This is a genomic window from Sphingomonas aerolata, assembly GCF_003046295.1.
In the GTDB taxonomy this organism is placed as follows: domain Bacteria; phylum Pseudomonadota; class Alphaproteobacteria; order Sphingomonadales; family Sphingomonadaceae; genus Sphingomonas; species Sphingomonas aerolata.
The window spans coordinates 102,516-116,228 of sequence record NZ_PZZN01000003.1; the positions used below are offsets into that span (position 1 = coordinate 102,516).

Genomic DNA, 13,713 nt, shown 5'->3' on the forward strand with positions numbered 1-13,713 from the left:
GGCAGGGCCTTAGCGCTTGCGGGTAAGCTCACGCATCGCGTCGTCGAGACCGGCGAGGGTCAGCGGGTACATGCGGTCGGTCATCAGTTCGCGCATGATGCGGACCGATTGCGAATAGCCCCACTGCGCCTCGGGCACGGGGTTGAGCCATGCCGCAGACGGATAGGTGGTCGTCAGGCGCTGCATCCACACCGCGCCCGGCTCCTCGTTGAAATGCTCGACCGAGCCGCCGGGATGGGTGATCTCGTACGGGCTCATCGATGCGTCACCGACCAGCACGAGTTTGTAATCATGGCCGAACTTGTGGAGCACGTCCCACAAGGGCGTGCGTTCGGCAAAGCGGCGCGTGTTGTCCTTCCACACGCCTTCGTAGGGGCAATTGTGGAAATAATAGAATTCGAGATTCTTGAACTCGGTGGTCGCGGCCGAGAAGAGCTCTTCGCAAAGCTTGACGAAGGGATCCATCGATCCTCCGACATCGAGGAACAGCAGCATCTTGATCGCATTGCGGCGTTCGGCGCGCATGACGATGTCGAGATAGCCCTGGCGCGCGGTGCCGGCGATCGTGCCGTCGATGTCGAGTTCGTCCGCGGCGCCGTCGCGTGCGAACCGGCGCAGGCGTCGCAGCGCAATCTTGATGTTTCGCGTGCCGAGTTCGCGGGTGTTGTCGAGATTGCGGAACTCGCGCTGGTCCCAGACCTTGAGCGCGCGCTTGTGCCGGCTCTCGCCGCCGATGCGGACGCCTTCGGGATTGTAGCCGCCATTGCCGTACGGGGACGTGCCGCCGGTACCGACCCATTTGTTGCCGCCCTGATGGCGTCCCTGCTGTTCCTCGAGCCGCTTCTTGAGCGTCTCCATGATCGCGTCCCACGAGCCCAGCGACTGGATCGCGGCCATCTCGTCCGGGGTGAGGAATTTCTCGGCGACCGCCTTCAGCCAATCCTCGGGGATGTCGGTCGGCGTCGTGCCATAGCTCGTGGCGAGGCCGCGGAAGACCTTGGCGAAGACCTGGTCGAAGCGGTCGAGCAGCCCCTCGTCCTTCACATAGACCGCGCGGGAGAGGTAGTAGAATTCCTCGGGCGTGCGCTCGATCACCTCGGCGTCGAGCGCCTCAAGCAGGAGCAGGTGCTCCTTGAGGCTGGCCGGGATGCCCGCGCTGCGCAGCTCGTCGAGAAAATTGAGAAACATCGCCCTATCCTGCCTCTCCAGCCCCGCGAAGTCGAGGGGCGAGTCGAGGATCGGGTATGCGCGGTCAGCTGCCCGGGACGTATGCGTCGATCAGCGCGCCGACATAATCGGGATTGCGACTGGTCAGTTCAGCCGCGGGTCGCACGTCGCCGTGGATGAAGCCGTAGACCGGGTAGATCCCGCCGCCGAGGCCGTCGACATCCTTGTACCAGACCTTGACGCGGCTCCAGTCATTGGCGGGCGAGACGTCGAACAGCGTGACGTCCTGTTCGGCATGACCGCGTTCGCCGTTCTGGCGCGACCAATTGGCATGCGTCAGCATCACGACGCGCTTCTCGACGACGCGGCTGATGACCGCGACATGCCCCATCGGCAGGCGGGCTGTCTTGGCGAAGACGATGACCGAGCCCGTCTTTGGCCGATGCGTGCGCTCGTAGCGGCCATCGGCCTGACGCCACCATGTCCAGGCATCGCCATAGATCTCGATCCCCGAGGCCGCTCGCGCAAACGGAACGCACTGTCCGACATAGTCGAGCAGCGATGCCTGTGCAGCGGACGCCGCGCCGATCGTGAGGACAGCGGAGAGAAGGGCGCGACTGAAGCGATTCATCCCGTGATCCTAAAGGCCGTCCCATGACCGCCATGTTGCCGCCTGTGGTTAATGGCATGACGATGCGCCAGCCTCAATATGGATTAGACGACAAGGCGTTGCGCGCGCGCGGTAGTCCGTAAAGCGCCCAGTCGGTTCCCGACAGCATTCCCCGGCGGCGCACCGTCCGAAGCGTATAAAGGCGTCCGCAGCGTCGCGTCGTGGCCGTCGCCGCGCCGCCGTCGTCGAGATCGACGAAGACGAATTGCACAGGTCGGCAGTCGCTCGTCAGAACGAGCGGATAGTGCGCCGTTGCGGCTGCGACCCGAAGCGGGGCAACGGGCTGGAGGTGATCGACATGAACGCGTGCGCCGCCCGGTGCTTCGATGCGGACGCGGGCGATGGCGGCATCGATATCGCCGCGTCGTCGCTTAATGTCCTGCGCGATGTCGTGGACCATGCCGATCGCGAGGAGGGTGAGGGCGAGCGCGGCCAGCATCCTTGACCGGGGGCCTTTCGTCAGCGCGGTGGCGATCAGGTCGGTCAGGAGCAGCAGTACAGCCACGCTTGAGAGCAGGAAGTAGCGCGGCATTCCCGTATTCGCGATGTGAAGCGTGGCGAGGGCGATCGGCAGTCCGGCGATGGCGAGCATTGCCAGCCACGCCATGGGTCGTCGTTGCGCCACGGCGGCCATTGCCGCGACGCATAGTGTGAGCGCGAGCACCGCGATCCAGCAACGGGGCAAGGCGGATGCGCCGAGCGTCGTCGCCAGCATGACCTGCAGCGCATCGAGCAGGCTGGCGAACGAGAAGGGCACATAATCGCCGACCTGCATGCCGCCAGGGCTTGCAGCGGCAGCGCCGAAGACCAGGGTGAAGACAAGCATGACGGCAACGACGCTCGGCAGCATCAGCCGCGCGGTCATCGCAGCGGCCGTCCCTGTGGCAACCCGCTGGCGCAGCGTCAGCGCGACCCAGCCGGCGATCGCAACCACGAAGAACAGCATCGTCAACTGCGACAGGAGTCCGAGCGTGGTCAGGACCGCAAGCAGCCCCGGCGCATGGCGGGGCGCAGGGGCGGGCCCGTCGAGCCAGCGTGCGGCGACCAGGATTGCACCCAGCGCGCACAGCAGCATTGGCGCATAGCCGCGCGCTTCGCTGCCATAATTGACTAGGATCGGCGACAGCGCGAACAGCGCCGCGCCGACCAGCGCATGCGCCGTGGAGCGCCGCGCACCGATCGCGGCGACGACCAGCACCGCGGCAGCGCCCGTGACGATCGACAGCGCACGCAGGGCCAGCGGCGGCGCGGCATAGCCGACCGCCTGCATCCATAGGCTGTTCAGATGGTGATTATTGTCGTGGTTGATCGAGGTGAACACGGCCCAGGGTGTGTCCGCCCTCGCCACCAGCACCGCAGACCACGCCTCGTCGACCCACAGCCCGCCATGGGCCGATAGGATCCGCACCCAGACCGCGACGCCCAGGATCGCAAACAACGCGGATGTCGCGGGGAGGGACAGGTTGTGGCGCACCCCCGGAGCATTAGCGCCCAACTGATTAAAGCCGCGTTTTCAGCGTTGCTCAGGCGGACGGTTCCGGCCGCTGCTGTCCCGCCGCTCCCGAAGCTACCCCTGGTTCTTCTGCCGCTTTGCCATGAAGGCGAGGCGTTCGAACAGCATCACGTCCTGTTCGTTCTTCAGCAGTGCACCGTGCAGCGGCGGGATCGCCTTGGTCGGATCGCGGTTCTGCAGCGTCTCGAGCGGCATGTCCTCGTGCAGCAGGAGCTTGAGCCAGTCGAGCAGCTCGGAGGTCGAGGGCTTTTTCTTGAGCCCGGGGACGTCGCGGACGTCGTAGAACAGGTCCATCGCGCGCGATACGAGCATGCGCTGGATCCCGGGAAAATGGACGTCGACGATCGCCTGCATCGTGTCGCGATCGGGGAACTTGATATAGTGGAAGAAGCAGCGGCGCAGGAACGCGTCGGGCAGTTCCTTCTCGTTGTTGCTGGTGATGATGACGATCGGACGCTCGACCGCGCGAACGGTTTCCTTGGTCTCGTAGACGTGGAATTCCATCCGATCGAGTTCCTGCAACAGGTCGTTGGGGAATTCGATATCAGCCTTGTCGATCTCGTCGATCAGCAGGACGGGCGGCGCCGGCTGGGTGAACGCCTCCCAGAGCTTGCCCTTGCGGATGTAGTTGCCGATGTCGTGGACGCGCTCGTCGCCGAGCTGGCCGTCGCGCAGGCGGGCGACGGCGTCATATTCGTACAGCCCCTGCTGCGCCTTGGTCGTCGACTTGATGTTCCATTCGATCAGCGGCGCGCCGAGCGCCTTGGCGATCTCATAGGCGAGCACGGTCTTGCCGGTGCCGGGTTCACCCTTGATCAGCAGCGGGCGGCGTAACGTCACCGCGGCGTTGACCGCGACCTTGAGGTCGTAGGTCGCGACATAGCTCTGCGTGCCTTCGAAGCGCTTCATGCCCATTCCCGTCAGAATCGAATTCCCGGTACGGATAGAAGCTGTTGGGTATCCGACGCAACCCGGACGATGGCGACACCGACAGCCATCGGGGTTCGTGGCAAGGACCGGACGGTGTACGGAACGACCGCGCGGCGAAACGGCGCGGCTGGAGGAGGCATCACGATCATCATGCTGAACAGGCGGGCCGTCCTGTCGGGCGTTTCCGCAACGCTCGTCACGCGTCCGGCCTTTGCACGCAGCGAGGCTCCTCCGCCCGGCGTCGCCGACTATGAGACCGCGAGCGGCGGCCATGTCGGGATCTGCGCGCGTAACCTGACGACGGGGAGGGCGATCGCCTGGCGTGCCGATGAGCGGTTCGTCATGTGCAGCACGTTCAAGGCGTCGCTCGCCGCGTGCGTGCTCGACCGGGTCGATCGCGGCCGGGCCCGGCTTGCGGACAGGATCGCGCTCGTTCCTGCCGACCTTCAGGACTGGCACGCGCCCGTCGCCCGGCAGAATCTGGCGCGGGGCGAGATGTCGCTCGGCGAGATGTGCCAGGCCGCCGTCGAGCAAAGCGACAATAGCTGCGCCAATATCCTGTTGAGGCAAGTTGGCGGGCCCGCCGCGTTGACGGCCTATTGGCGACGTCTGGACGACGATGTCAGTCGGCTGGACGATATCGAGCCGTTCCTGAACCGTACGCTGCCGGGTGGGTTGCGCAACACGACGACGCCGAGGGCGATGGCGGCGACGATCGGACGGCTGACGCGTGGTCCGGTATTGTCGCCCTCGTCACGCGCGCTGCTCATGCTCTGGCTCCGGCAATGCCGGACCGGCGCCGCGCGGTTGCGGGCCGGTCTGCCGCAGGGGTGGGTGATCGGCAACAAGACGGGGAACAACGGCAAGGACGCGGCCGGCGACGTCGGGGTGTTGTGGCGCGATCCCGACACGCCGATCATCATCAGCGTCTACACGCGTGGCGGCTCGCCCACCGAGGCGCAGTTCAAGACGTTGTTTTCAGAGGTTGCCCGGGGAGTTGCTACGACACTGGCCTAGGCTGCGTGTGCAATCCGTTCAGAGATCGCCCCGCGCGCTGGCGCGGGCTTCGAGCAGCGACCAGAGGCCGCGATGCTGGGCGTAGAACTGCTGCGCGCCGAAGGTGATGGCACGCCGCGTACCGGGCGTCGCACCCAGCGTCGCCAGCGCCTTGGCGCTGACGTCAGCGGGCGGGAGCGCGCGCGGCGGCGCGACGATGCCGAAGCGGGTCGCGGCAAGGTCGAGCACATCGCGCGTCACCGCCCAGTCGTGGAGCAGCGCGGCCACCGCCCCCGTGGCGCAACCGGCGCGCTCCGAACCGGACAGGATCTCCAGCGCGTTGCGCACGCCGGCGAGGGCGGCCTCGGTCGCCGCCTGACCCGGTGTCGAGGGCAACGGCCCCACGGCGGCGGTCAGCTGGGCGAGATAGCCGCGTTCGATCGCGAACCCGGTCGCTGCGGTTTCGAGCCAGGGCAGCGAACCCAACTGTGCGCCACGCAGCAAGGCGTCGTCGATCATCCCGGGATGCCGTCCATAGACGTCGCAGAACGCGTGCACCGCATCCGACAGGTTGCGCTGGGCGGGGGCGGATTGGATCAGTCGCGTCGCGTGAGGGTGCGCGACAGCACCGTCGACGGCGCCAAGGCGCGCGACGACGTCCCAGGCGCCGGGCCGTGTTTCGTCAATGGATGCCGTCGTCGAAGTCATTAGTCCCCGGTCATGTCTGGGATGCCCGCGCGCCATATGCGTGCGGACGTCCGGCCACAGGTCCTTGCACGTCACGTGTAAAGACGGCGTGCACATGACGTTAACCGGCTGCTAACCATCCGCAGGCGGGTCCGGTCGGCCTGGGCTTGACGACTTGGCCGCGGGCGAGCGCATCACGCGGGGTTTACGGCTTTACGGGGGCGGGACGCGCCGCGATAACGCGCGCGGCACCGGCGCCGCGCTGGAGCCCGTCCATCGGAGACTATAGGATGCGTACATGGTTGCTTGGGCTTGCACTTGCTTCGGTCGGAACCGCCGCGATGGCTGCTGACGGCGCGTCCGCGCAAACGGCAGGCGGAGCCGACGGCGTTGCAACGCCGAGCGATCCGGCAGCGGCTCCCGTGGCAGCTGCAGCCCCGGCCGGCGATCTGACGCGGGCGCGGGTGTTCGGCAATCCCGACCTGTCGGGCCCGCAGCCGCGCGCGGTACGGCTGTCGCCCGACGGCGCGCTGTTGACCTCGCTGCGCAACCGGGCGGACGAGAAGGAGCGGTTCGACCTGTGGGCGGTCGACACCGCCACGGGCCAGGAGCGGATGCTCGTCGATTCGAAGAGCGTCGGCAGCGGCGCCGAGCTGAGCGAAGCCGAGAAGATGCAGCGCGAGCGCGCGCGGATCGCCGGGTCGAAGGGCATCGTCGCCTATGACTGGGCGCCCGATGGAAAGTCGATCCTCGTGCCGCTCGACGGCGACCTTTACATCGCGACGCTCGACGGCAAGGTCCGTCGGCTGACCGATACACCGGGTGGCCAGCTGAACCCCGTGATCAGCCCGAAGGGCGGGTTCGTATCCTATGTCCGCGACCAGAATCTCGTCGTCCAGCCGCTCGCGGGCGGCGGGGCGCGCGCGGTCACCAAGGGCGGCGGCGGCACCGTCCATTTCGGCGAGGCGGAGTTCGTCGCGCAGGAGGAAATGGATCGCCGCACGGGCTATTGGTGGTCGCCCGACGAGCGCTATGTCGCGGTCGAGCGCTTCGACGAGGCACCGGTGCGCATCTTCACGCGTGCCTCGATCGGCGCGACCGGGACCAAGGTCTATGATCAGCGCTATCCCGCCGCGGGCACGCCCAACGCGCTGGTCGACCTGTATGTGATGAAGCCCGACGGGTCGGGCCAGGTGAAGGTGGATCTGGGCACCAATCCCGACATCTATCTCGCGCGGGTCGACTGGACGCCCGACGGGACGATGCTGCTCGTCCAGCGCCAGAGCCGCGACCAGAAGCTGCTCGAGATGCTGCGCGTCGACCCGGCAACGGGCAAGTCGACGATCCTGTTCACCGAAAAGTCGGGGGTGAAGAGCTGGCTGAACCTGTCGGACGCATACCGCGTGCTGAAGGACGGCAGCCTGATCTGGCGGTCGGAGCGCAGCGGCTATGGCCATCTCTACCGGTTCGCGGCAGGCCGCTGGACGCAGCTGACCAAGGGCGACTGGGTCGTGACCGGGTTGGTCGGAGTCGACCAGGCCAAGGGACGGCTGTTCTTCACGGGCAACAAGGACGACGTGCTCGAGCAGCAGCTCTATTCGGTCGATATCGCCAAGCCGAACGCGATCACCAAGCTGACCGAGAGCGGCTGGTGGAACAGCGCGTCGATGGACGGCGCGGGGACGCGGTTCATCGTCTCGCGTTCGAACCCGTCACAGCCGACCCAGGTCTATCTGGCGGATGCGACCGGCAAGCGGATCTCGTGGATCAACGAGAATGCGGTGAAGGAGGGGCATCCCTATCATCCCTATGCCGCCAGCCATCAGCAGACCAAGTTCGGCACGCTGAAGGCCAAGGACGGTACGACGCTCTATTACGAGATGATCACCCCGCCGATCGAGCCGGGCAAGAAATATCCCGTCTTCTTCCAGCATTATGGCGGTCCGGGCACCGGCCAGCAGGTCACGCGCGGCTGGCAGGGGCCGCTGCCGCAATATCTGGTCGATCAGGGCTGGATCTTCTTCCAGATCGACAATCGCGGCTCGTACAACCGCGGTAAGAAGTTCGAGGACGCGATCTATCACGCGATGGGCACGGTCGAGGTCGAGGACCAGCTGGCCGGGGCGGAGTATCTGAAGACGCTGCCGTTCGTCGAGCCGAGCAAGATCGCGACCTATGGCTGGTCGTATGGCGGGTACATGTCGCTGAAGATGCTGGAGAAGACGCCGGGGGTCTATGCTGCCGCGGTGTCGGGCGCGCCGGTCACCGACTGGCAGCTCTACGACACGCATTATACCGAGCGGTATCTGGGCGATCCCAAGACCGATCCGGCGAGCTATGCGACGTCGGCGGCGGTCGAGGATGCGGCGCTGATCAAGGATCCGCTGCTGCTGATCCACGGCATGGCGGACGACAACGTGTTCCTCGACAATTCGACCAAGGTCGCGGCCAAGATGCAGTCGACTGCGACGCCGTTCGAGATGATGTTCTACCCGGGCTATACGCACCGCGTCGCGGGGCCGGGGATCAGCGAGCATGTCTGGGGGACGATCCTGAACTTCCTCGACCGGACGGTGAAGGACAAACCGGTTCCCGGCGAGGGGACGAGCTTGCCTGGGACGAAATAAAGTTATCTGGCAGGGCGCGTCGGAGACGTATACGGACGCGCCCGGATGAAAATCAGCAATGTCGCGATCGTTTCGCGGCGGCATCAAGGGACGACACAATGGGTTATCGGATCGTGGTCGCAGGGGCGACCGGCAATGTCGGGCGCGAAATGCTCAACATCCTGGCGGAGCGCGAATTTCCGGCGGACGAGATCGCCTGCGTCGCATCGTCGCGCAGCCAGGGCGAGATGGTCGATTTCGGTGACACCGGCAAGCAGATCAAATGTCAGAATATCGAGAATTTCGACCCTACCGGCTGGGACATGGCGCTGTTCGCGATCGGGTCGGAGGCGACCGCGGTCTATGCGCCGAAATTCGCCGCGGCGGGCTGCACCGTGATCGACAATTCGTCGCTGTACCGGATGGATCCGGACGTGCCGCTGATCGTGCCCGAAGTGAATGCCGACGCGATCGACGGCTATAAGGTTCGCAACATCATCGCCAACCCGAACTGCTCGACCGCGCAGATGGTCGTCGCGCTCAAGCCGCTGCATGACGCTGCCAAGATCAAGCGCGTCGTCGTCGCGACCTATCAGTCGGTGTCGGGCGCGGGCAAGCAGGGCATGGACGAGCTGTTCGAGCAGAGCCGCAACATCTTCGTCGGCGATCCGGCCGAGGCCAAGAAGTTCACCAAGCAGATCGCGTTCAACGTGATCCCGCACATCGACAGCTTTCTCGACGACGGGTCGACCAAGGAAGAGTGGAAGATGGTGGTCGAGACCAAGAAGATCCTCGACCCCAAGATCAAGGTCACCGCGACCTGCGTCCGCGTGCCGGTGTTCGTCGGCCATTCGGAAGCGATCAACATCGAGTTCGAGAACGAGATCTCGGCCGAGGAGGCGCAGAACATCCTGCGCGAGGCGCCCGGCGTCATGCTGATCGATAAGCGCGAGGATGGCGGCTATATCACGCCGATCGAATGCGTCGGCGAGTTCGCGACCTTCATCAGCCGCGTGCGCGAGGATTCGACCGTCGAGAACGGCATCAACCTGTGGTGCGTGTCGGACAATCTGCGCAAGGGTGCGGCGCTGAACGCGGTGCAGATCGCCGAGCTCCTGGGTCGTCGGCATCTGAAGAAGGACGCGTAAGCGGGGGAGCGGGAGGGGGAGCCTTCTTCCGCTTATCCGACGTCGAGTGCGGGATGACGTATCGCGGGCGTCATCCCGCGTGGGCGGACATGGGCAAAGCCCGTGTCGTCGACCGGCACTGAGTGCGCCGTCGGCCGATCTTGCCCTATGCGATCCTGCTTCGCTGGATCGTCTTATGGCTGCGATCAGTGCCCAATATACCGTCCCGGCCGATGCCAGGCGATCAGGATCAGGCTGATCGCCGCCGCGCTGAGTACCGACCAGAGAAGCTGGCCCGTGCTGACCACGGGAATCGCCGCGGCTAGGATTACCACGTCGAGCGCGATCTGTGTGCGGCCCGCATTCCACCCACGCGTGCGCTGTAGCCACAGCGTCACGACCCCGGTGCCGCCGACCCCGGCCTGATGCCGCGCGAGGACGAGGATGCCGAGCCCGATCACCGTGCCGCCGACGATCGCGGCGAAGAACGGGTGCATCTGGTCGACGTGCATCGATCCGCCCGCGAAGGTCGAGAAGGCGGCGATCCCGGCATTCACCAGCATCGTCTTGATCGCGAACCGGCGGCCCATCGCGTAATGCGCGAACAGGAAGAAGGGCAGGTTGATCAGCGTGAACAGCACGCCGGTCGGCAAGGGCACCAGATAGGACAAGAGCAGCGCGATCCCGGCGATCCCGCCGGTGACGAGCCCTGCCGCCTTCAGGAAAACCAGCCCGATCACCAGCAGGATGCAGCCGATGACGAGAGCGTAGAAATCCTCCGCGATGCTGTGCGGCCGTCCTAGGGGAAGGGTGGCTGAGGGGAGGGTGGCGTCGGCAGATGGCGGCATTGCGGGTCCTTGGTCGGGCCCTTCGCGCATCCTCAATGGATCGTTCGACGCAATCCTTGTCCCTTAGCTAAAGGAGTTTGCGTGTCACACTACCCCTTTTTGTGATGGCGTCGTGCGGCGGGGCCATAACGATGGGCGCTCGTCATCCTGACGAAAGTCAGGATCCAGGATACCAAGCGCCGCATCCGTAGCTCTGGATCCTGACTTTCGTCAGGATGACGTAGCGGTGGGTCGCGGATACTCCTCGGAGCGCGTCTCTTCGTGGCGGTTGACAGCACGGTGTCGTGTGTCGGACGGGGGCGGCAACATCCTAGGATTATAGGGATCTGGATCCGTGGCACATTCCCCGACCGAGACGCAGTATTTCGAGAGCTTCGACGGCACGCGGATCGCGTGGCGCGAGGTCGGCGAGGGGCGGCCGGTGGTGCTGATCCACGGCTATTTCTCCGACGCGAAGACCAACTGGATCCGCTATGGCCATGCCGCCAAGATCGCGGCCAAGGGGTTCCGCGTGATCATGCCCGACCTGCGCGCCCACGGCGAGAGCGGCAAGCCGCATGGGCTGGAATTCTACCCCGCGGATGCGCTGACGCTCGACGGCCATGCGCTGGTCGATCATCTCGGGCTGACCGATTATGATCTCGGCGGCTATTCGCTGGGCGCGCGGACGACGTCGCGGATGCTGGCGACAGGCGCGACCCCCGGGCGCGTGGTCTTTTCCGGGATGGGCCTCGCCGGATTGACCGAGACGTCGCGGCGCGCGGGGCATTTCCGCAATATCCTCACCAATCTGGGCAAGCATGTTCAGGGCACGCCCGAGTGGCTCGCCGAGGCGTTCCTGAAGACCACGGGCGGCGATCCGGTCGCATTGCTCGGGATCCTCGAGACCTTTGCGGATACACCGATCGAGGCGGTCAGGGCGATCGAGCAGCCGGCGCTGGTGGTGTGCGGTGCGGAGGACGAGGATAACGGGTCGGCACCGGATCTCGCCGCGGTCCTGCCGCATGGCCGCTATGTCGCGACGCCGGGCGGGCATATGAGCGCGGTGGTGAAGCCCGAGCTTGGGCAGGCGATCGCGGACTTTCTTGCTGAATAGCCCCCGGTCTTCCTGACGAACGTCAGGACCCGGAGCCAAGCAGCGCCGTCCCCGGTAACCCTGGGTCCTGACTTTCGTCAGGATGACGGGACGGGGCGTGGCTGGCGGGTTGACCATCCGGCGGCGGATCATCCATCAGGGCCTCACGATAAGGGGATGATGATGGTTCGGTTCAGCGTTTCGATGTTTGCTCTCGCCGGCGCGCTGTGCGCCGTGCCGTCGGTGGCCGGTGCTCAGGCCACCGCTGCCGCGTCCAGCCCGACCGCCGCGCAGGCGGATGCATTCGTCGCCGAGGCGGAAAAGGTCTTTGCCGCCAAGTCGGTCGACGCAGCGCGCGTGGCGTGGGTGAACGCGACCTACATCACCGACGATACCGATGCGCTGGCGGCGAAGTCGGGCGCGGAGATGACCGATCTCGGGGTGAAATATGCGCTGGGTGCGGCGAAATACGCCAATGTCCCGGGCCTGTCGGTCGACACCAAGCGCAAGCTCGACCTGCTCCGCGGGGGGCTGACGCTGCCCGCGCCGACGCGGCCGGGCGCATCGGACGAGCTGTCGATGCTGACGACGAAGATGTCGTCCTCCTACGGCAAGGGCATGGGGACGCTCGACGGCAAGCCGATCAACGGCTCGGACATCGAGGCGGCGATGGGCGAGAGCCGCGATCCCGCGAAGCTGCAGGAGATGTGGACGAGCTGGAACGACGCGGTCGGCGCACCGATGCGCGGCGACTATGCCAAGATGACCGCAATCTCGAACGAGGGCGCACGCGAGCTCGGCTACAAGGATGTCGGTGCGCTATGGCGGTCGGGCTACGACATGAGCCCCGAGCAGTTCGCCGCGCTGACCGACAAGATCTGGAAAGAGGTCGAGCCGCTCTACATGGCGCTGCACACCTATACGCGGTGGAAGCTCAACGAGAAATATGGCGATGCGGTCCAGGCGAAGACCGGGCCGATCCGCAGCGACCTGCTCGGCAATATGTGGGCGCAGGAATGGGGCAACATTTACGACATCGTCGCCCCCAAGGGATCTGGCGATCTCGGCTTCGACACCGGCGAGCTGTTGAAGGCCAAGGGCTATGACGCGGTGAAGATGGTGAAGCAAGGCGAGGGGTTTTACTCATCGCTGGGCTTTGCGCCGCTGCCCGAGACCTTCTGGAAGCGTTCGCAGATCACCAAGCCTGCGGACCGCGACGTGATCTGCCATGCCTCGGCCTGGGATATCGACAACCAGGACGATATCCGGATCAAGATGTGCACCAAGGTGAATGCGGACGACTTCGTCACGATCCACCACGAGCTCGGCCACAATTACTACCAGCGCGCGTACAAGGCGCAGCCGATGCTGTATAAGAACGGCGCGAACGATGGCTTCCATGAGGCGATTGGCGATACCGTCGCGCTGTCGATCACGCCTGATTATCTGGTGAAGATCGGGCTGCTCGACCAGGCACGCGTGCCGAGCGCGGACAAGGATATCGGACTGTTGCTGCGTCAGGCGATGGACAAGGTCGCGTTCCTGCCGTTCGGGCTACTGATCGACAAATGGCGCTGGGGCGTGTTCTCGGGACAGATCCCGACGACCGGCTATCAGGCGGCGTGGGACCAGATGCGGCTGCAATATCAGGGGATCAAGCCGCCGGTCGCGCGCGACGAGACGAAGTTCGACGCGGGCGCGAAATACCATATCCCGGCGGCGGTGCCCTATACGCGCTACTTCCTCGCGCGCGTGCTGCAGTTCCAGTTCTACAAGGCGGCGTGCGAGCAGTCGGGGTGGAAGGGGCCGCTGCATCGCTGCTCGTTCTACGGCAACAAGGCGGTCGGCACGAAGCTGAACGCGATGCTGAGCATGGGCCAGTCCAAGCCGTGGCCGGATGCGTTGCAGGTGTTCACGGGGAGCCGCGAGATGTCGGGCGCGGCGCTGGTCGAGTATTTCAAGCCGCTCAAGGCGTGGCTCGACGTGCAGAACAAGGGCAAGCCCACGGGTTGGTGAGGCAAGGCTGTCATTCAACCGCCCCGTTTCCCCGCGAAAGCGGGGGGCCGGAGCCGCGAGCGCGCTTTGGATTTTAGT

The 13,713-nt window shown here is 65.5% G+C and carries 11 protein-coding genes; 5 read left to right on the plus strand and 6 right to left on the minus strand.

Annotated features, from left to right (window positions below; all coding sequences use genetic code 11):
* Positions 1-9 precede the first annotated feature (9 nt).
* The 4 genes from C8J24_RS13055 to C8J24_RS13070 form a co-directional block, all read right to left on the minus strand.
* Complete coding sequence (locus tag C8J24_RS13055; protein ID WP_107933033.1) at positions 10-1,188, minus strand: vWA domain-containing protein; 1,179 nt, start codon at positions 1,186-1,188, stop codon at positions 10-12.
* A 64-nt stretch (positions 1,189-1,252) separates the two neighbouring features.
* Complete coding sequence (locus C8J24_RS13060; protein ID WP_107933035.1) at positions 1,253-1,798, minus strand: CHAP domain-containing protein; 546 nt, start codon at positions 1,796-1,798, stop codon at positions 1,253-1,255.
* A 73-nt stretch (positions 1,799-1,871) separates the two neighbouring features.
* Positions 1,872-3,275 carry a glycosyltransferase family 39 protein gene (locus C8J24_RS13065; RefSeq protein WP_107933037.1) on the minus strand — a complete coding sequence of 468 codons (1,404 nt, stop codon included), beginning with the start codon at positions 3,273-3,275 and terminating at the stop codon, positions 1,872-1,874.
* Between the two features lie 129 nt (positions 3,276-3,404).
* Positions 3,405-4,259 (minus strand): AAA family ATPase, encoded by an 855-nt coding sequence (locus C8J24_RS13070; protein WP_107934186.1) that lies wholly within the window; start codon positions 4,257-4,259, stop codon positions 3,405-3,407.
* Between the two features lie 114 nt (positions 4,260-4,373).
* Here C8J24_RS13070 and bla point away from each other — a divergent pair, with 114 nt between their 5' ends.
* Positions 4,374-5,297 carry a class A beta-lactamase gene (gene bla, locus C8J24_RS13075; protein WP_244180710.1) on the plus strand — a complete coding sequence of 308 codons (924 nt, stop codon included), beginning with the start codon at positions 4,374-4,376 and terminating at the stop codon, positions 5,295-5,297.
* A gap of 18 nt (positions 5,298-5,315) precedes the next feature.
* Here bla and C8J24_RS13080 read toward each other — a convergent pair whose 3' ends face one another.
* Positions 5,316-5,984, minus strand: a complete 669-nt coding sequence (locus tag C8J24_RS13080) for a DUF6975 family protein (protein WP_107933041.1) — start codon at positions 5,982-5,984, stop codon at positions 5,316-5,318.
* Between the two features lie 269 nt (positions 5,985-6,253).
* Here C8J24_RS13080 and C8J24_RS13085 point away from each other — a divergent pair, with 269 nt between their 5' ends.
* Positions 6,254-8,590, plus strand: coding sequence for a S9 family peptidase (locus C8J24_RS13085; RefSeq protein WP_107933042.1), 2,337 nt, complete (start codon positions 6,254-6,256; stop codon positions 8,588-8,590).
* 98 nt (positions 8,591-8,688) lie between these two features.
* Positions 8,689-9,717, plus strand: a complete 1,029-nt coding sequence (locus C8J24_RS13090) for an aspartate-semialdehyde dehydrogenase (protein ID WP_031439890.1) — start codon at positions 8,689-8,691, stop codon at positions 9,715-9,717.
* A gap of 185 nt (positions 9,718-9,902) precedes the next feature.
* On the opposite strand, the gene C8J24_RS13095 is transcribed toward C8J24_RS13090, so the two are convergent.
* On the minus strand, positions 9,903-10,544 hold the full coding sequence (locus C8J24_RS13095) for a YitT family protein (RefSeq protein WP_107934188.1): 642 nt from the start codon (positions 10,542-10,544) through the stop codon (positions 9,903-9,905).
* 334 nt (positions 10,545-10,878) lie between these two features.
* Between C8J24_RS13095 and C8J24_RS13100 the strand changes: the two genes are divergently transcribed.
* Both C8J24_RS13100 and C8J24_RS13105 read left to right on the plus strand, forming a co-directional pair.
* Complete coding sequence (locus C8J24_RS13100) at positions 10,879-11,640, plus strand: alpha/beta fold hydrolase (RefSeq protein WP_107933044.1); 762 nt, start codon at positions 10,879-10,881, stop codon at positions 11,638-11,640.
* A 162-nt stretch (positions 11,641-11,802) separates the two neighbouring features.
* Complete coding sequence (locus tag C8J24_RS13105) at positions 11,803-13,635, plus strand: M2 family metallopeptidase (protein WP_107934190.1); 1,833 nt, start codon at positions 11,803-11,805, stop codon at positions 13,633-13,635.
* Positions 13,636-13,713: the final 78 nt, after the last annotated feature.

What these genes read in the sequence shown, in the direction of transcription:
- C8J24_RS13085 (WP_107933042.1), top strand. Translation starts at nt 6,254, where the DNA reads ATGCGTACATGGTTGCTTGGGCTTGCACTTGCTTCGGTCGGAACCGCC.
- C8J24_RS13055 (WP_107933033.1), bottom strand. Translation starts at nt 1,188, where the DNA reads ATGTTTCTCAATTTTCTCGACGAGCTGCGCAGCGCGGGCATCCCGGCC.
- C8J24_RS13090 (WP_031439890.1), top strand. Translation starts at nt 8,689, where the DNA reads ATGGGTTATCGGATCGTGGTCGCAGGGGCGACCGGCAATGTCGGGCGC.
- C8J24_RS13060 (WP_107933035.1), bottom strand. Translation starts at nt 1,798, where the DNA reads ATGAATCGCTTCAGTCGCGCCCTTCTCTCCGCTGTCCTCACGATCGGC.
- C8J24_RS13105 (WP_107934190.1), top strand. Translation starts at nt 11,803, where the DNA reads ATGGTTCGGTTCAGCGTTTCGATGTTTGCTCTCGCCGGCGCGCTGTGC.
- C8J24_RS13080 (WP_107933041.1), bottom strand. Translation starts at nt 5,984, where the DNA reads ATGACTTCGACGACGGCATCCATTGACGAAACACGGCCCGGCGCCTGG.
- C8J24_RS13095 (WP_107934188.1), bottom strand. Translation starts at nt 10,544, where the DNA reads ATGCCGCCATCTGCCGACGCCACCCTCCCCTCAGCCACCCTTCCCCTA.
- C8J24_RS13070 (WP_107934186.1), bottom strand. Translation starts at nt 4,259, where the DNA reads ATGAAGCGCTTCGAAGGCACGCAGAGCTATGTCGCGACCTACGACCTC.